The sequence below is a fragment of the Microbacterium aureliae genome, assembly GCF_054780155.1.
The window spans coordinates 587782-604701 of sequence record NZ_BAAGWW010000001.1 but is presented as its reverse complement, the minus strand read 5'-3'; the positions used below and the strand labels follow the sequence as shown (position 1 = coordinate 604701).

Below are 16920 nucleotides of genomic sequence, written 5' to 3'. Positions count from 1 at the left end.
TGGCGCGCGAGGCAACCTCCTGCCCGGAAAGGACGACGTTGGACACCCGCAGACGATTCGCCATCGGCGGAGCGTCGACCGCGCTCGCGAGCGTCGCCGTGCTGGGGCTCGTCGCCGCCGGGCACTCCGTCGTCCTGGCCGACTCGCCCGGTGTGCCCGTCGGCGTGCCCACGATCGAACTGCCTGCGGCCGGCTCGCCGGTCTCGGATGCCGCGCCGCCGCCCGCTGTGCTGCCGGCCGGTCGCGTGCCGGCCCCCGACGCCGTTCCGGGCGACGACGAGGCTGCGCCCGGCACCACGCCCGCGATGTCGGCCGCCCGTGACCGCGCCACCCTTCCCGAGGCCGCTCGCGCCGCCGCAGACCGTCTCGCCGGGCGTGCGGCGCAGCGCCCCGTTCCCGAGACTGTGCCGGCCCCCGCGGCCGGCAGCCTTCCCACCCCGCTGAAGGACGCCCCGGCCGCCGGCGCCCCCGTCCCGGCTGCTCCGCCCGCGTCGGGCACCGTCGACGACGGGTCCGGCCGCCTGGTCGCACCGTCGTCGGACGAGTCGACGTTCCAGGCGAAGTCCTCGCCCGGCCAGGCCAAGCCCTCGCACCCCGGTCCGCCGCCGCATGCCGCGGCAGGCGGAGCCGGCAAGGATTCCCCAGCACCCGTCCCTCGGACGGGTCCTCGCGCCGACCAAGCCGGTCCCCCCGCCGGCGTCGGCGAGAAGAGAAACCAATCGCGCGATTCCCCAGACCAGCGCGATTGATGAGGTCGGTTCCCCCGCCGACCGTCACGGCCCCCGGTGTCCCCCAGCACCGGGGGCTTCTTCGTGCGCGCCGCGTCACTCCCAGCGGTAGCCGGCGCCGCGGACCGTGACGATGTGTGCGGCGCCGAGCTTGCCGCGCAGGTAGCGCACGTAGACGTCGACGACGTTGGAGCCCGGGTCGAAGTCGAGGCCCCACACACGACTGAGCAACACCTCGCGGCTGAGCACCCGGCCGGGGTTGCGCAGAAACTGCTCGGCCAGGGCGAACTCCCGCGTGGACAGCTCCACTTCACGGCCCGCCACCGTCGCGCGGCGGGCCAGGACGTCCAGCACCACGTCGCCATGGGTGATCGCCACGCTCGGCAGCGCGCTCGTCTCGCGCAGCCGGGACCGCACGCGCGCCAGCAGCTCATCGAACGTGAAGGGCTTGGGCATGTAGTCGTTGGCTCCGGCATCCAGCCCCTCGACGGTGTCGCGCGTGCTCGACCGTGCCGTGAGCATGATGACCGGGACGACGCTGCCGCGGGCGCGCAGCTCGCGCAGCACCTCGAAGCCGTCCATCGTCGGCAGCCCCACGTCGAGCAGGACGAGATCGCTCTCGCCGCGCAGCGCGACGTCGAGCCCCTCGGCGCCGTCTTCGACGGTGTGGGTCTCGTAGCCGGCGCTCTCGAGGCCCCGGCTGACGAACGAGGCGATGCGGGACTCGTCTTCGATGATGAGGATCCTGGTCACTCGGCCGCCTCTCGTTGCAGAACCACGTCGCCTGCCCGCACCGGCGACGGCAGGGCCGCCCTGGCAGAGGGCAGACGGATGCTGAAGGTCGCGCCCCCACCGGGGGTGTCGCCGACGTCGCACGCGCCGTTGTGCGCCTTGGCGATGGCGTCCACGATCGCAAGGCCCAGCCCCGAGCCGCCTACCTCGCGCTTGATGTTGTAGCGGTCGAAGCGGCGGAAGATGCGGTGGCGGGCCGAGGGCGGGATCCCCGGTCCGTGATCGCGCACCCACAGGCGCACACCGTCGGCATCCGCCGTGCTGCCGATCTCGATGGGGGAGCCCTCGGGGGTGTACTTCGCGGCGTTGTCGGCCAGCTGCAGCCACGCCTGGAGCAGGCGGTCGCCGTCGCCGACCACCTCGCCGCCGGCATGCGACTCCATTGTCCAGGTGTGCCCCGGGATGACGGCGACGAGCTCGCCGACGCGCGCGGTGAGCGCGGCGGTGTCGACGGCCGTCATCGTGTAGGCGTCGCCTTCGGCGGCGGCGAGCAGGTCGATGTCCTCGACGAGGCGGGTCATGCGGTCAAGCTCGGCGATCCCGATCTCGCGGGCGGCGGTGACGTCCGTCGGGTCGCGGGGGTCCATCAGCTCGAGGTGACCGCGGACGATCGTGATCGGGGTCTTCAGCTCGTGGCGGACGTCGTCGAGAAGCTGACGCTGGCCGTCCACCGACCCCTCGAGGCGGTCGAGCATCGAGTTGACGGTGCGGGTGAGGTCGGCGATGTCGTCCGAGCCCTGCGCGCGGAGCCGGGGGGAGAGATCGGCGATCGTGATCGCGTCGGCGGTCTCGCGCAGGTCCCGGATGGGCGAGAGCAGCCTGCCGGTGACGAACCACCCGACCACGCCGATCGCGACCAGGACCGCGGCGGCGGCCAGCGAGTAGGTCGCCATGGCGGCCGTCACCGGCTGCAGCTCGGCGTCCAGGTCGATCGCGCGGACGTAGACGCCCTGGCGGGGATCGCCCTCGACGGCGACGGGGACGGCGATGTACATGAGGGATCCGCCCTCGCCCGCCGCCGTGCCGCGCACTGTCTGGCCGGCGGCGATCGTCTCGGCCCACGCCCGGTCCACGAGGGCGACGTCGTCGGCGATGTCGAAGCCCGACAGCGTGGTCGGACGGAAGCGGGCGACCCCGTCGAGGATCGCCACCGAGGCCTCGTTGCGGCCCGGGACGAGGCGGGCGACCGCGTCGCGCAGGTAGCCCTCGACCGAGGTGTAGGACTGCGGGACGAAGTCTTCCGCGCTGTCGCCCGGGCCCACGTCCGCGGCGCCGCCGTCCAGGCCCGCCACGGTCTGCAGCCGCTCCACCTGGCTGTCCAGCCGGGATCGGACCTCGGAGACCACGCGCTCGCGCTGCACCAGGAACGTCACGCTCCCCACGATCGCCAGCCCCATGCACGCCACCGCGAGGATCGCGCCCAGGATGCGGGCGCGCGCGGTGAGCAATCGGGGGGTGGAGGCCACCCCCCGATTATCGCCCGGCCGGGGCCCTTCTCAGCCCGGGTGGGTCATCGAGAGCAGGTCGAGCTTCTCGTCGAGCTGCTCGATCGTGAGTTCGCCGCGGTCGACGTAGCCGAGATCCAGCACGGCCTCGCGGACGGTGATCCCCTTCGCGACGGAGTGCTTGGCGATCTTGGCCGCCGCCTCGTAGCCGATGAGCTTGTTCAGCGGGGTGACGATCGAGGGCGACATGCCGGCGTAGGCGGCGGCGCGCTCGACGTTCGCCTCGAGCCCGTCGATGGTCTTGTCGGCGAGGACCCGCATGGCGTTGGAGAGCAGGCGGATCGACTCCAGCAGCGCCGTGCCCATGACGGGGATGGCCACGTTGAGCTCGAACGATCCCGATGCCCCCGCCCATGCCACGGTGGCGTCGTTGCCGATGACGCGGGCGCACACCATGAGCGTGGCCTCGGGGACGACCGGGTTGACCTTCCCGGGCATGATCGAGGATCCCGGCTGCAGGTCCGGGATGTGCAGCTCGCCGAGGCCGGTGTTCGGTCCCGAGCCCATCCAGCGCAGGTCGTTGTTGATCTTGGTGAGCGAGACGGCGATGGTGCGCAGGGCCCCCGAGGCCTCGACGAGGCCGTCGCGGTTGGCCTGCGCCTCGAAGTGGTCCTTGGCCTCGGTGATCGGCAGCTCGGTGTCTTCGGCGAGCAGCGCGATGACCTTCTGCGGGAAGCCCGCGGGGGTGTTGATGCCCGTGCCCACCGCGGTGCCGCCCAGCGGAACCTCGCCCACGCGCGGGATCGCGGACTGCACGCGCTCGATGCCCAGGCGCATCTGGCGGGCGTAGCCGCCGAACTCCTGGCCCAGGGTGACGGGGGTGGCGTCCATGAGGTGGGTGCGCCCCGACTTCACGACGTCCTTCCACAGCTCGGCCTTGCCCTCGAGGGCGACCGCCAGGTGGTCGAGAGCGGGGATGAGGTCGTCGATCAGCGCCTGCGTGACGGCGATGTGCACCGAGGTCGGGAACACGTCGTTCGAGGACTGCGAGGCGTTGACGTGGTCGTTCGGGTGAACGGGCGAGCCGAGGTGGCGCGTGGCGAGGGTGGCCAGCACCTCGTTCATGTTCATGTTCGAGGACGTCCCGCTGCCGGTCTGGTACGTGTCGACCGGGAAGTGCGCGTCGTGGACGCCGGTGATGACCTCGTCGGCCGCGGCGGCGATCGCATCGGCGATCCCCGCGTCCAGCACGCCGAGCTCCTTGTTCGCCAGCGCGGCGGCCTTCTTGATGCGCGCGAGTGCCGCGATCTGCGTCGACTCCAGACCCGTCCCCGAGATGGGGAAGTTCTCGACGGCGCGCTGGGTCTGCGCGCTGTAGAGAGCGGATGCGGGGACCCGCACCTCGCCCATGGTGTCGTGCTCGATGCGGTATTCGGTGTCGGTCACGTCGTTGTTCCTCCGGTGTCGAATCGTTCGGTTCGTGCTAGTCGTGGGCGTCGGACAGGCCGACGGCGACGCCCGGGACGGCGGTGCCCTCGGCGAGCCGGTAGTTGGCGCCGACGATCGCCAGGCGCCCCTCGGCGACCGCTTCGCTCATGAGCTCGGACGAGCGCAGCAGCTCGGCGACGGTGTCGCGCAGGTGCTCCTGTCCGACCCGCTCGGCGTCGACCGGAGCGCCGGGCTCGCCCTCGCGGATCACGCGGCGGACGGCGGGCACGATGGGCGCGATCTGCCGCCAGATGTGGGCGGGCAGTGCGGGGGCGTCGGCCCCGGTGCTGTCGATGGCGGCGTTCACGGCGCCGCACGCGTCGTGGCCGAGGACGACGATGAGCGGCACGCCGAGCACGGCGACGGCGTACTCCAGGCTGCCGATGACGGAGTCCGACACGACCTGACCGGCGTTGCGGACGACGAACAGGTCGCCGAGGCCCTTGTCGAAGATGATCTCGGCGGCCAGCCGCGAGTCCGAGCAGCCGAACAGAGCCGCCCGCGGCTTCTGCCCGGTCGCCAGCTCCGCGCGCCGCTCGACGTCCTGTCGCGGGTGACGCGGTTCGCCGGCGACGAAGCGCTCGTTGCCGCGGCGCATCTCGTGCCAGACCTTGTCGGGGGTGGGGGCGGTGTCGGTGTCGCTCACGGCTGCTCCTCTCGCAGGGCCAGGATGTCATCGGCGACCGCAGCCGCCGCCTCTTCGAGGTCTTCCGCGGGCGACGTGCCGTACACCATCACGATGTCCTCGCCGGCAGGGGCGGCGAGGGCTCCGGTGACGTTGCCCGCGCGCCCGGGGTCACGGATGTCGTAGCGGTCCCACACCACGCCGCCGATCTCGACCGTGTCGGCGATGGCCGCTCCGCCGAGTTCGCGGGTGGGCCAGGACTCGTCTGCGTCGAAGCCCTGCGCGACGCGCAGGAATCCGGTCTCGGGGACGTACACGATGGTCCACGCGCGGATGCCGTCGCCGGTGACGCTCGCGGCGTTGACGAGCCACTCCGAGGGTGCGTCCGGGACGACGAGGGTGCGGTCCTGCGCCTCGGACACATCGGCGGCTACGGCGGCGACGTCGATGGGCTCGCGCTCGGGCGGCGTCCCGCGGGGGACGGCGAAGACCATGACGATGAGCACGCCGATGGTGGCGATGAGGGCCGCGACCAGTCCGCGGACCGTCTGGCTCGAGCGATAGATGCGCGAGGCCTCGGCCTTGCGGGCCGCGGTCTCGTCGGGTGTCTCGGGGCGGCCGAGCTCGGCGACGACGCGGGGCGGGCGGGCCATCACGACCCGCTTCCGCCGGTCCCGGCGCGGGCTTCGTCCAGGCGGCGCTTGGCGCCCACGAGCCACTGCTCGCAGCGGGCGGCGAGGGCCTCGCCGCGTTCCCACAGCGCCAGGGAGTGCTCCAGCGTCGGGGACCCCTGCTCGAGTTCGGCGACGACGCGGACGAGTTCGTCCCGCGCCTGCTCGTAGGACAGACCGTCCACCTCGCGGGCGGGCTCGCGCTGCTCGGTCATGGGCTCCATCCTAGTTCTCGCGCGGGGTCGCCCCCGCCGTCGCGACGTCCGGGGACGGGGCGTCCTCGGGGACCTCGCCCTCGGACCGGGCCGCGAAGGATCCGCGTGCCACGGTCACCGTCACCGCGGCGCCCGCCGGCGCCTGCGCGGCGTCGCGCACGATCGCTCCGCCGGCCAGGTGCGCGATGGCGTAGCCGCGGGCGAGAGTGGATGCGGGGGACAGGGCACGCAGCGTCGCCGTCAGCTCCGCCATCCGGCGAGACTGCGCCTCGACCGCACGGTCCACCCGGTCCCGTCCGCGCGCGGCGAGCAGGTGCACCTCGTGGGCGCGCGCGGTGAACATCGACGCGGGGTCGCGGAGCACCGGTCGCGAGCGCAGCTGCTCCAGCTGCGCGATGTCGTGCCCGATCCGCTGGGTGAGCCGGCCGGTGAGCCGCGAGCGCAGCTGAGACACCAGGGCGCGCTGCTCGGCGACATCGGGGACCACGCGCTTGGCGGCATCCGTGGGTGTGGAGGCGCGTAGATCGGCGACATCGTCGAGCAGGGGACGGTCGTTCTCGTGGCCGATGGCGCTGACCACCGGCGTGTGCGCGGCGGCGACGGCGCGCACCAGCCGTTCGTCGCTGAATCCGAGCAGGGTCTGCGGGTCCCCGCCGCCGCGGGCGATGACGATGACGTCCACCTCGGGGTCGGCGTCGAGGGCCTGGAGCGCGGCGATCGTCTCGGGCACGCACCGGTCGCCCTGCACGGCGGCGTACCGGGTGCGGAAGCGCACGTGCGGCCAGCGCAGCTCGGCGTTGCGGTGGACGTCCTTCTCGGCATCCGATCGTTCGCCGGTGATGAGGCCGATGCAGTGGGGGAGGAACGGCAGCGGCTTCTTGCGTGCGGGGTCGAACAGGCCCTCGGCCCGCAGCGTCGCGCGGAGCCGCTCGAGCTTCTCGAGCTGGTCGCCGAGCCCCATGTGCTTCATTGCCGAGACGGCGAAGGTGAGGTCGCCGGTCCGGACGAAGTAGTCGGCCTTGACGCACGCGACAACGTGGTCGCCGACCTTGAGGTCCGCGGGCAGTCGCTCGCGCGTTGACGACCAGATCCGGAAGGTGATCGTCGCGTCGGTGGCGAGGTCCTTGAGGCGGCCGAAGACGTTCCCGCCGCGCAGGTTCCACGAGGTGAGCTCGCCCTCGACCCACACCGACCCCCACGTCTGCAGAAAACCGCGGATGGTGTCGTTCAGGCGGGCGACCGACGTCGGGGCCTGCGCGGTGGAATCGCGGGGGCGCACGGAGTCGGCCGGGGGCGCTTCGCCGGGCACGGCGACCGGTTCGAACGTCGTCATGGTCCTCCTGAGCGGCGCGGGCGTCGAGGCCGTGTCCAGACCCCGCCCGTAGAATCGAACGGTGAGCGCAACCACAGCGAACCCGGCCGTCCGAATGCCCGTGCCCCGCGTGCCGCGGCGGCGCGAGCGCCTTCAGGATATCCCGGTGCCCGGACACAAGAGGGTGCTGCTGGCCGCCCCCCGCGGCTACTGCGCGGGGGTGGACCGTGCCGTCATCGCCGTCGAGAAGGCTCTGGAGCGCTTCGGCGCGCCGGTGTACGTGCGCAAGCAGATCGTGCACAACATCCATGTCGTGTCCGAGCTCGAGGAGCGCGGCGCCATCTTCGTCGACGAGGTCGATGAGGTTCCCGAGGGCGCGCACGTCGTCTTCAGCGCGCACGGCGTCTCGCCGGCGGTCGTGAACGCCGCCGCGGATCGTCATCTGCAGGCCATCGACGCGACGTGCCCCCTGGTGACGAAGGTCCACCGCGAGGCGGTGCGCTTCGCCCGTGACGACTTCGAGATCCTGCTCATCGGCCACGAGTGGCACGAGGAGGTGGAGGGGACCGCCGGCGAGGCGCCCGACCACGTCACGATCGTGAACTCCCCGGACGAGGCGGCGACGGTCGAGGTTCGCGACCCGTCCAAGGTCGTGTGGCTGTCGCAGACGACCCTGTCGGTCGACGAGACCATGGAGACGGTGCGGCGGCTTCGCGAGCGCTTCCCGCAGCTGCAGGACCCGCCCTCGGACGACATCTGCTACGCCACCCAGAACCGCCAGGTGGCCATCAAGAAGGTCGCGAAGGATGCCGACCTCGTGATCGTCGTCGGCTCGGCGAACTCGTCCAACAGCGTGCGGCTGGTCGAGGTGGCGCTGGAGTACGGCGCCAAGGCCGCGTATCGCGTGGACTACGCAGACGAGATCGAGCAGGCGTGGCTCGAGGGCGTCGAGACGGTGGGCGTGACCAGCGGCGCGTCCGTGCCCGAGGTGCTGGTGCAGCAGGTGCTGGACGACCTGCGCGACGCCGGCTTCGGCGACGTCGAAGAGGTGCGCACCGCCGAGGAGGACCTGATGTTCTCGCTCCCCAAGGAGCTGCGACAGGATGCCGAGGCGCGCCGCGGCGGCCGGGTGACGTCGGGTCCGGCATGAGCGAGTCCGACCTCGGCCGGCCGGCGCCCGACCCGGCTCCTCGCCCGCGCCCCCAGTACGGCGAGTACGCCACTCCCGAGGAGCAGCGCGCCCGCATCCGCCAGCCCGAGGTGACGACGGCCCTCGAGACGGGGCAGGCTCCGGCCGAGGTCGCCGCCGACGCGCCGGTGGCGGCGACGGGTTCGACGGATGCCGTCGGTGGGGTACGCGGGCGTGCGCGCTCGCCGCGGGCTCGGGCGATCGACCGCTTCGTGACGATCGGCCTGCTCGCGTACGGGTTCGTGACGGTGATCGGCTCGATCCCGTCGTTCATCGACTACACGCAGTACGCCGAGACGATGCTCGACCTGCTGGGCGTCCAGGCGGAGCTCTCGGATCCGGCCGCTGCCCGCCCGTGGGCGGTCGGCGCCAGCGTGCTGCTCGCTCTCGGATGGATCCTCACGCTGCTGGTGTCGGTGGCCAGCCTTCGCCGCGGACGGCTGACGTGGTGGATCCCGCTCGTCGGCGGCGCGGTCGTCACGTTCGCGGCAGGCACCCTCATGGCCGTCCCGCTGTGGTCCGACCCGGCTGTGTGGCAGGCGCTTCAGGACAGCGTCCTGGGCGGCTGAGCCGCCCGCGCCGCGCGCTCTAGGATTGCGGGATGCCCCGCCTTCTCGCCGTCTGCGCCGTCCGGCAGCTGCGACCGGACCGGGGTTCGGCCTCGATCGGCGTGACCGCGATCGACAAGGGTCCGCTGGACGGGGCGGTGAAGATCATGCGGTTCGGCGCGCACGGCGACGTGCAGGCCGACCGCCGGCACCATGGCGGCCTCGACAAGGCCTTGTATGCCTATGCGCAGGAGGATGCCGATTACTGGCAGGGCGAGCTCGGGCGGGATCTGCCCCCGGGCTGGTTCGGCGAGAACCTGCGCACCGAGGGCATCGACGTCAACTCCTCGGTCATCGGCGAGCGCTGGCGGATCGGCGATCGCGTCGAGGTCGAGGTGACGATGCCGCGCACCCCGTGCGGCACCTTCGCCCGCTGGGTCGGGGGAGCCGACCAGAAGGGGTGGGTGCGGCGCTTCTCGGACGCGCGGCGCCTGGGTCCGTATCTGCGGGTCGTGCGGACGGGGTCGGTCCGCGCCGGCGACGAGATCACCGTGCTGGAGCGCCCCGCCGGCGCGCCCACGATCATCGAGATCTACAGGGCTCCGTAGCCGTAGCCGCTCTTCTTCTCCACGACTCGGCCCGGCGTCGTTCGCCACCGCGGCTCGGCATGGGTCTTCGCCGCTGCCCGGCCGCGCCGGTTCCGCTACGCCGCCGGACGGTAGCGCGCCGGCGGCGGCTGCAGGTCGCCGAAGGCGTACCTTCGTACCAGCCGCTCGGCGAGCACGCTCGGGCGACCGCCGCCGGGCGGCGGGTGCAGGACGAAGTCGCCGGTCCCGTCCCTCGTGATCCGGCTCTTCGTCTGATGCAGGTTCATGTGGTGGAACCTGCAGAGCAGGATCCCGCGATCGATGTCGGTGCGCCCGCCGTCGGCCCACGTGTCGCAGTGATGCGCCTCGCAGTACGACGCCGGGCGGTCGCAGCCCGTCCAGCGGCATCCGCCGTCGCGCACCGCGAGGGCGATGCGCTGCTTCGGCGTGAACAGGCGCTGTTCGCGGCCGACGTCCAGCGGATTCCCCGAGGCGTCGACGGTGCATGAGGTGGCCCCGGTGTCGCACGCCGTCGCCGCCGCCAGCCAGGCGGGCAGGGCGCTGCCGTCGTCCTCGATGAGCGCGACCGCCGGCTGCCCGGCCTCGTCGGCGTCCAGCGCACTCCGGGTGGTGACGATGCGAAGGCCCGCCTGACGGGTACCGAAGACGGTCGCCGCATCGGCGAGGCTTCCGGCTCGCAGCACATCGATCAGCAGGTCGTACGCGAGCTGATCGTTGGTCCGCGGGTCCGCGGCCAGCTGCTGTGCGCGGGCGGCGTCCTCGGCATCGACGAAACGGGGGCCGCCGCGACGGGGTCGAAGGGCCGTGTCGATCAGCGTCTGCACCCACGCGGCCGCCTCGTCGTCGAAGACGAACAAGCCCCGTCGCAGCCCGTCCTCGCCCGTGTACATCCGGTAGGACCGCTTGCCGTATCGCTCCGCGAACCGCTCGGCGGCGCCCGCGGGGTCGAGAAGGTCGCGGATCGACCGCGCTGCCCGCTCGATCTCCTCGACGGTGCGCTGCGTCGCTTCGTCGAGCAGACGCTCTGCTGCCAGTCGCCACGCCTCACCGGCATCCGGGTCGTCGTCGCCGTCGGCGAGGGGCGGCGGACATCCGAGCCCGCGACGGATGGCGGCCAACTGGTCCTTCGAGACCGCTCCGGTGACCAGGGCCGACGACAGCTCCGCGTCCCACGGCCGGACCGGCGCCCTATCGTCGCCGTCCGCCGGATCTGCACTACCCGGCTCGCCGCTCGGGCCCGCGTCGGGCGCCGGATCCTCGGGCGGCAGGGTGGCCGCGAGCAGGGATTCGCCGAGTCGCACCTGCTTGATGGCGTCGGTGCGGGTGGTGCCGGTGAGGTCCTGGATGAGGGAGACCGCGTTGCGGTGGCCTCGTTTCTGCGCCATGCCTCCGTGGCCGGCATCCCGGCTCGACCGGGCGGCGACGGCGCCCGACCCCGCGATGCGCACGCACTCCGCCCTCTGCACCAGCACCGTCGCCGCGCGGATCACCCGTTCGACGTCCAGATCCGAAAGTCCGTTCACTGCGGCCGGGACCTTGGCGGCGTCGATATCCCCGCCGACCAATGCTTCGAGCGCATCGAGCGCCTCATGCAGGTCTGCGAAGAAGGTCATGCTGCGATTATCCGAGGGGCCTCCGACGTTCGAAGAGAGATTCGATAGCATCCACCGATCCTCAATGTCACGAAAGCATAACGAAAAGGGGGAACGCCCCGGCCCCTGGGGGTCGAGGCGTTCCGGGACGAGCAGTCTCAGGCGGCGAGGCTCTTGCCGTGCGAGCCCAGCTGGCGCGTGGCCTCGACCACGCGAGCAGCCATCGCCGACTCGGCGACCTTGCCCCACGCGCGAGGGTCGTAGGCCTTCTTGTTGCCCACCTCGCCGTCGACCTTCAGCACGCCGTCGTAGTTGGCGAACATGAAGCCGGCGATCGAGCGGGTGAAGGCGTACTGCGTGTCGGTGTCGATGTTCATCTTGACCACGCCGTTGGCGACGGCCAGGGCGATCTCTTCGTCGGTCGAGCCGCTGCCACCGTGGAAGACGAGGTCGAGCGGCTTCGGGCCGGTGCCGAACTGCGAGGCGATGCCCTCCTGGATCTCGCCGAGCAGCTCCGGACGCAGCTTCACGTTGCCGGGCTTGTACACGCCGTGCACGTTGCCGAAGGTGAGCGCCGAGATGTACCGCCCGTTCTCGCCGAGACCGAGCGCCTCGACGGCCTTCGTGACGTCGGCGACGGTGGTGTAGAGGGCGTCGTTGGAGCCCTCGTGCTTGACGCCGTCCTCTTCGCCGCCGACGACGCCGATCTCGACCTCGAGGATCGCGTTGATGTTCTTCAGGCGGGGGAGCAGGTCCTTGGCGATCTGGATGTTCTCATCCAGCGGCACGGCCGAGCCGTCCCACATGTGCGACTGGAAGATCGGGTTGCGGCCGGCCTTGACCTCTTCCTCGGATGCCTCGATGAGCGGCATCACGAAGCCGGGGAGCGCCTCTTTGGGGCAGTGGTCGGTGTGCAGCGCCACCGTGATCGGGTAGTTCTTGGCCACCTCGGTGGCGAACTTCGCGAAGGCCAGGGCGCCGGCGGCGCGCGCCTTGACGGTGTGGCCGGCGAAGTAGTCGGCGCCGCCGGTGGTGACCTGGAGGATGCCGTCGGAGCCGGCCTCGGTCAGGCCCTGCAGGACGGCGTTGATGGTCTGCGAGCTCGAGACGTTGATCGCGGGGTACGCGAAGCCGCCGGCCTTGGCGCGGTCCAGCATGTCGGCGTACTGCTCGGGGGTGGCGACGGGCATAAAAGCTCCTTCGAGGGGGTGTCGTGACTCTGGGAGTGTATCGAGGACGGTCTCGTCTGCGCGGCCGCATGACGCCCCTCGGCTAGGCTACGGTCGATCGCGCGCCGCCGGAGGAGGGCCGCCATGCCCCGCAAGTCCCTCGTCACCGAGGTCGCCGATGCGCTGCTGGACCGCATCATCGGCGGTGACCTCGAAGCCGGCTCGGCGCTGCCGAGCGAGGCCGAGATCGGTGCGACCTACGACGTCAGCCGGTCACGACGGTGCTCGGCCTCGCCGGCTTCGCGGCGTCGGGCATCGTGTGGGCGCTCGCGACGGCGGCGGCCTGACGCCTGATCGACGGCGCTGCTCTTCCGGCGCCGCATGACGCACGGGGCGTGGGGTTTGGCGATAGCGAAAGAATCGCCAAACCTTCACGCCCCTCGGCGTCGAAGGCCCGGTTCGAACCCCCTTGGATGGATAAGGTGAACGCATGGTGAGTCTGACCGCGGACATGAGCCCGCTGCATCCCGATCGAAACCTCGCTCTCGAACTGGTGCGGGCCACCGAAGCGGCAGCGATCCGCGCCGTGCCGTTCATCGGCCGCGGAGCCAAGGAGGCCGCCGACGGCGCCGCCGTGGATGCGATGCGCGCGTTCTTCACCACCGTCAACTTCGACGGCACGATCGTCATCGGCGAGGGCGAGAAGGACGAAGCGCCCATGCTCTTCAACGGCGAGCGGGTCGGCAACGGCCGCGGCCCTCGCGCCGACGTCGCCGTGGATCCGATCGACGGCACGACGCTGACGGCCGAGGGGCGCAACAACGCGCTGTCGGTCATCGCCGTCTCGGATCAGGGCACCATGCTCGAGGCATCCAGCGTGTTCTACATGGACAAGCTCGTCACCGGCCCCGCCGGCGTCGGGGTCGTCGACATCCGGCTGCCGATCGGCGAGAACATCCGCCGGCTGGCCAAGGCGCTGGGCAAGCCGGTCGACGAGATCGTCGTGTCGGTGCTCAACCGCCCCCGGCACGAGCAGCTCATCAACGACATCCGCGAGGCGGGCGCCGGCACGCGCCTGATGAGCGACGGCGACGTCGCCGGCGGCATCAACGCCGCCCGGCACAACGCCCGCACCGACATGTGCGTCGGCATCGGCGGCAGCCCCGAGGGCATCGTCACCGCGTGCGCCGTCAAGGCGCTTGGCGGCCACATCCAGGGACGGCTGTGGCCGCGCGACGACGACGAGAAGCAGAAGGGCTCGGATGCCGGGCTGAAGGTCGACGGTCACGTCTACGAAGCCGACGAGCTGGTGACCGGGAACAACACGATCTTCGTCGCCACCGGCGTCACCAACGGCGAGCTCGTCAAGGGCGTCCGCCGCGAAGGCGGGTATGTCTACACCGAGAGCGTTGTGATCCGCGGCGCCTCGGGGACGCTCCGTCGCATCTCGTCGGAGCACCTCGTCTCGAAGTGGCTGTGATCGCCGGTCGCCCCCGCGCGGTATCGTGACCGCGCCGTAACCCGGCCTCCCAGGGTTCTCTGGCACAATTGGTGGCGGTGTCAACGGAGATGCTTGTCGTCGTTCCGAGCCCAAGGGGGTTGTGATGTCCGCACAGTTGAGCGGAACTTCACCGCAGACCGGTGCCATCGCCGTGGTGGCCGACGCCACCGACCCCGCACGCCGCCCCGACGTGCTGCTGCGGGTCCGCCGTGACGAGGGTCACGAGCTCAGCCCGTGGTGGATGATCGGGGCCTTCGTCGGCGTCTCGGTCGCCGTCATCTCGCTGCTCAGTTTCGTCCCCGGCGGCGCCTGACCCGCACCGCCCGTCACGCCTCGGAGAGCCGTGCCCGCACCTCGTCGAGGTCGGCCGTCACCGGGGCGTTCGCCTCGTCGTCGTCGCGCTCCACCTCGAGCAGCTCGGGCGCTGTCAGCCGCCTCGGCACCGTGTCGATCGACGCCGGCTCGGCGAGCGCGTCCAGCCGCGTCTGGTCGATCCCCGGGAACCGGCGCGCGGTGGCGAGGACGCGCGACTCGAGCGAGCCGACCAGCTTGTTGTAGCTGTCGACGGTTCGCTCGATGGCTCGGCGCATGTCGTCGGCGTGGCCGGCGAGGGTGCCCAGGCGCTCGTAGAGCTGCGTGCCCAGCTCGAACAGCGCGCGGGCCTCTTGCGACACGTCCTGCTGGGTCCACGTGAACGCCACCGTCTTCAGCACCGCCCACAGGTTCACGGGCGAGGCCAGCGCGACGCGCCTGCCGAAGGCGTAGTCCAGCAGCGACGGATCCGCATCGAGCGCCGACGACAGCAGCGACTCGCTGGGCACGAAGCAGATCACGAACTCGGGGCTCGCGGTCAGCCCCGACCAGTACGCCTTCTTCGCCAGCGCGTCCACGTGCGCCCGCACGGCCTTCACGTGCCGGTCCAGCAGCAGCTGCCGCCGCGCCGCGTCGGCGCCCTGTGCGGTCGGGGCGATGGCGCTGGCCTCGAGGTACGCGTCCAGCGGCACCTTCGCGTCGACGGCGATCGCCTTGTCGCCGGGCAGGCGGATGATCATGTCGGGGCGGCCGACCCCGGTATCCGATCGGATCGAGGACTGCAGGTCGAAGTCGACGTGGCGGGTGAGGCCGGCCGCCTCGACGACGCGGCGCAGCTGGGTCTCGCCCCAGACGCCGCGGGTGCTGCCCGAGCGCAGCGCGCCCGCGAGCGACTCGGTGGTCGCCCGCAGCGCCTCGTCGCTCTCGTGCGCGCGCCGCAGCTGCTCGGCGAGCGTGGAGTACTGCCGGGTCCGATCGCGCTCGAGGTCGTCGACCTTGGCCTGCATCGCCTCGAGCGTCTGCTGCACCGGCGAAAGCGCCCGCAGCACGGTCTGCTCGCGTCTCTCCCGCTCCTCACGAGCGGCCTGGTCCGCCCGGCTCTGCGCGGCGAGTTCGCGGTACAGCACCTGCTGGTGATCCAGCTGCGCCTGGACACCCTCGCGGGCAGCCGTGACGGAGGCCAGCTGCGCGCGCAGGTCGGCGTGCTCGCGCGTCGTCCGCGCGGCTCCGCGGGCGAGGCCCGCCGCCCACCCGGCCAGCGCCCCGAGCACGAGCGACCCGATGATGACGAATGCGACGGTCAGTGCGTCCATGGCAGGAGCCTGCACCACCCCTCCGACATCGGGTTCCCGCGGGCTCGGGTCAGGCCACGGCGGCGGGGAAGAATGACACCGGCGCCTCGGCGACGGCGATCTGCGAGACACGGATGCCGAGGGCATCCGCCAGCGCGTCGACATCGGTCGCCCCGAGCCGGCGGGCGATGTCGATCATGACGTGCGCGCACGCGAGGGCGTCGGCGGTGGCGTTGTGGTGGGCGAACGCGCCGAAGCCCGCCTCGGCGGCGACGAACGGAAGCCGGTAGGACTCCAGCGCGTACACTCGCCGCGCCGCCTGCAGACTGCACGCGTAGCGGTACGGCGGGCACTCGTCCCCGGTCGCCTCGGACGCCTTCTTCAGGACCGCCATGTCGAAGCCGGCGTTGTGGGCGACCAGCACGTCCGACCCCGCGAACGCGACGAGGTCGTCCAGCTGCTCGGTCCACCCCTTCGCTCCGGCGACGTCCGCGGCGCAGATGCCGTGGATGCGCGTGTTGAGCTCGAAGAACCGGTCGTGGCCTGAGGGCGGCCGGATCAGCCAGCCGTCGGTGGCGACGACTTCGCCGTCGCGGACGCGGACGAGTCCGACCGCGCAGGCCGAGGCGTTGCTGGAGTTCGCCGTCTCGAAGTCGATCGCGGTGAAGTCCAGGGCCACGGCTCCACCCTCGCCCGCACCGCCCCGGGACGCGCGGAGGCGCGCCGTGCAGGGCGGCGACGCGGCAGCGGGGCCGATCGGGCGGTGCCGTCAGCCGCGCTGGGCGCCCACCACCGTCCACAGTCCGGCGCGACGCCGGAAGGTGGTGGCCAGCCCGTTGCGCTCGAGCGCGGCGATCATCGCCGCCGGAGGGTGCAGATACCCGCGGAAGGCGCGGCCGGTCATGCTCATCTCGGCGTTGCCCACCCGGGCGAACGCCCGGGCGAGCACCGTGCGGGGCGGATGGCTGAACACCACGGCGCGGCGGGCGAGCGAGGCCGCTCCCGTCAGCAGCCGGTCGTAGTCGGGGTAGCAGCACACCACCCGGTTGAGGACGACGATGTCGGCGGCGCCGACCGCGGCGGGATCCACGGCGACGTCGACCCCCTGCATCCGGGTCACCCTGCCGCTCACCCCGGCGCCGTCGATGAGCCGCCCCGCCTCGGACTCGTACTGACCCGACAGCTCCAGATTCACCGTGCGCGCGGCACCGCGGCGCAGCAGCTCCAGCTGGATGTCGCCGATCCCGCCGCCGACTTCGAGCACCGTGGCGCCGGTCAGGCCCACCGACTCGGCGAACTCGATGATGCGCCGGGCGGGACGCGTGGGCCCGCGCCGTTCGTAGCGGCGCGCGAGTCGACGCGCGAAGCGGGCATCGAACACGTCGTCGTACCCCTCCGGGGTGCGTGGCGCACAGCAGTCGTCCACGGCCACA

At 72.1% G+C, this 16920-nt stretch carries 19 protein-coding genes; 7 read left to right on the top strand and 12 right to left on the bottom strand.

From position 1 onward, the window contains the following. The first annotated feature begins 38 nt into the window (after window positions 1-38). Window positions 39-749 carry a hypothetical protein gene (locus ACYVF4_RS02975; protein ID WP_460719574.1) on the top strand — a complete coding sequence of 237 codons (711 nt, stop codon included), beginning with the start codon at window positions 39-41 and terminating at the stop codon, window positions 747-749. 75 nt (window positions 750-824) lie between these two features. Here the strand turns inward: ACYVF4_RS02975 and ACYVF4_RS02970 are convergent, their stop codons facing one another. From ACYVF4_RS02970 to xseA, 7 genes are read right to left on the bottom strand one after another with little or no spacing between them, the layout of a single operon-like run. Next, entirely contained in the window at window positions 825-1481 is a 657-nt protein-coding gene (locus ACYVF4_RS02970; protein ID WP_460719572.1) for a response regulator transcription factor, read from the bottom strand. Then, window positions 1478-2986 (bottom strand): sensor histidine kinase, encoded by a 1509-nt coding sequence (locus tag ACYVF4_RS02965; RefSeq protein WP_460719570.1) that lies wholly within the window; start codon window positions 2984-2986, stop codon window positions 1478-1480. Before ACYVF4_RS02965 ends, ACYVF4_RS02970 begins: the two co-directional genes overlap by 4 nt. 30 nt (window positions 2987-3016) lie before the next feature. After that, entirely contained in the window at window positions 3017-4411 is a 1395-nt protein-coding gene (locus tag ACYVF4_RS02960; RefSeq protein WP_460719568.1) for a class II fumarate hydratase, read from the bottom strand. A 37-nt stretch (window positions 4412-4448) separates the two neighbouring features. Further along, entirely contained in the window at window positions 4449-5051 is a 603-nt protein-coding gene (locus ACYVF4_RS02955) for a carbonic anhydrase (protein WP_460720740.1), read from the bottom strand. Between the two features lie 44 nt (window positions 5052-5095). Next, window positions 5096-5731, bottom strand: coding sequence for a DUF4245 family protein (locus ACYVF4_RS02950; RefSeq protein WP_460719566.1), 636 nt, complete (start codon window positions 5729-5731; stop codon window positions 5096-5098). Continuing rightward, window positions 5731-5964 (bottom strand): exodeoxyribonuclease VII small subunit, encoded by a 234-nt coding sequence (locus ACYVF4_RS02945; RefSeq protein ID WP_460719564.1) that lies wholly within the window; start codon window positions 5962-5964, stop codon window positions 5731-5733. The genes ACYVF4_RS02950 and ACYVF4_RS02945 overlap by 1 nt, the downstream gene beginning before the upstream one ends. 10 nt (window positions 5965-5974) lie before the next feature. Then, window positions 5975-7297, bottom strand: coding sequence for an exodeoxyribonuclease VII large subunit (xseA, locus tag ACYVF4_RS02940; protein WP_460719562.1), 1323 nt, complete (start codon window positions 7295-7297; stop codon window positions 5975-5977). Between the two features lie 94 nt (window positions 7298-7391). Here xseA and ACYVF4_RS02935 point away from each other — a divergent pair, with 94 nt between their 5' ends. The 3 genes from ACYVF4_RS02935 to ACYVF4_RS02925 are packed head-to-tail and all read left to right on the top strand — an operon-like array spanning window position 7392 to window position 9621. Beyond that, entirely contained in the window at window positions 7392-8426 is a 1035-nt protein-coding gene (locus ACYVF4_RS02935) for a 4-hydroxy-3-methylbut-2-enyl diphosphate reductase (protein ID WP_460720738.1), read from the top strand. Further along, entirely contained in the window at window positions 8423-9034 is a 612-nt protein-coding gene (locus tag ACYVF4_RS02930; protein ID WP_460719560.1) for a DUF6264 family protein, read from the top strand. The genes ACYVF4_RS02935 and ACYVF4_RS02930 overlap by 4 nt, the downstream gene beginning before the upstream one ends. 32 nt (window positions 9035-9066) lie before the next feature. Then, window positions 9067-9621 (top strand): MOSC domain-containing protein, encoded by a 555-nt coding sequence (locus tag ACYVF4_RS02925; protein ID WP_460719558.1) that lies wholly within the window; start codon window positions 9067-9069, stop codon window positions 9619-9621. A 95-nt stretch (window positions 9622-9716) separates the two neighbouring features. On the opposite strand, the gene ACYVF4_RS02920 is transcribed toward ACYVF4_RS02925, so the two are convergent. Together ACYVF4_RS02920 and fbaA are read right to left on the bottom strand one after the other, a co-directional pair. Next, window positions 9717-11234: an HNH endonuclease signature motif containing protein gene (locus tag ACYVF4_RS02920; RefSeq protein ID WP_460719556.1), complete on the bottom strand. Its 1518-nt coding sequence runs from the start codon at window positions 11232-11234 to the stop codon at window positions 9717-9719. A gap of 137 nt (window positions 11235-11371) precedes the next feature. Further along, on the bottom strand, window positions 11372-12403 hold the full coding sequence (fbaA, locus tag ACYVF4_RS02915; protein ID WP_460719554.1) for a class II fructose-bisphosphate aldolase: 1032 nt from the start codon (window positions 12401-12403) through the stop codon (window positions 11372-11374). A gap of 123 nt (window positions 12404-12526) precedes the next feature. On the opposite strand from fbaA, the gene ACYVF4_RS02910 reads away from it, so the two are divergent. From ACYVF4_RS02910 to ACYVF4_RS02900, 3 genes are all read left to right on the top strand, one after another. Next, a complete protein-coding gene (locus tag ACYVF4_RS02910; RefSeq protein WP_460719552.1) occupies window positions 12527-12736 on the top strand; it encodes a GntR family transcriptional regulator in 210 nt (69 codons plus the stop codon). A 136-nt stretch (window positions 12737-12872) separates the two neighbouring features. Further along, the gene (glpX, locus tag ACYVF4_RS02905) at window positions 12873-13862 is read left to right on the top strand and encodes a class II fructose-bisphosphatase (protein WP_460719550.1); all 990 of its coding nucleotides are present in this window, start codon (window positions 12873-12875) and stop codon (window positions 13860-13862) included. A gap of 124 nt (window positions 13863-13986) precedes the next feature. Continuing rightward, complete coding sequence (locus ACYVF4_RS02900) at window positions 13987-14196, top strand: UDP-N-acetylmuramyl pentapeptide phosphotransferase (RefSeq protein WP_460719548.1); 210 nt, start codon at window positions 13987-13989, stop codon at window positions 14194-14196. Window positions 14197-14209: 13 nt separating this feature from the next. Here ACYVF4_RS02900 and ACYVF4_RS02895 read toward each other — a convergent pair whose 3' ends face one another. From ACYVF4_RS02895 to ACYVF4_RS02885, 3 genes are all read right to left on the bottom strand, one after another. Then, window positions 14210-15508: a DNA recombination protein RmuC gene (locus ACYVF4_RS02895; RefSeq protein ID WP_460719546.1), complete on the bottom strand. Its 1299-nt coding sequence runs from the start codon at window positions 15506-15508 to the stop codon at window positions 14210-14212. 49 nt (window positions 15509-15557) lie between these two features. After that, the gene (locus ACYVF4_RS02890) at window positions 15558-16166 is read right to left on the bottom strand and encodes an exonuclease domain-containing protein (protein WP_460719544.1); all 609 of its coding nucleotides are present in this window, start codon (window positions 16164-16166) and stop codon (window positions 15558-15560) included. Between the two features lie 90 nt (window positions 16167-16256). After that, window positions 16257-16913 carry a methyltransferase domain-containing protein gene (locus tag ACYVF4_RS02885; RefSeq protein ID WP_460719542.1) on the bottom strand — a complete coding sequence of 219 codons (657 nt, stop codon included), beginning with the start codon at window positions 16911-16913 and terminating at the stop codon, window positions 16257-16259. Between the last annotated feature and the right edge of the window lie 7 nt (window positions 16914-16920).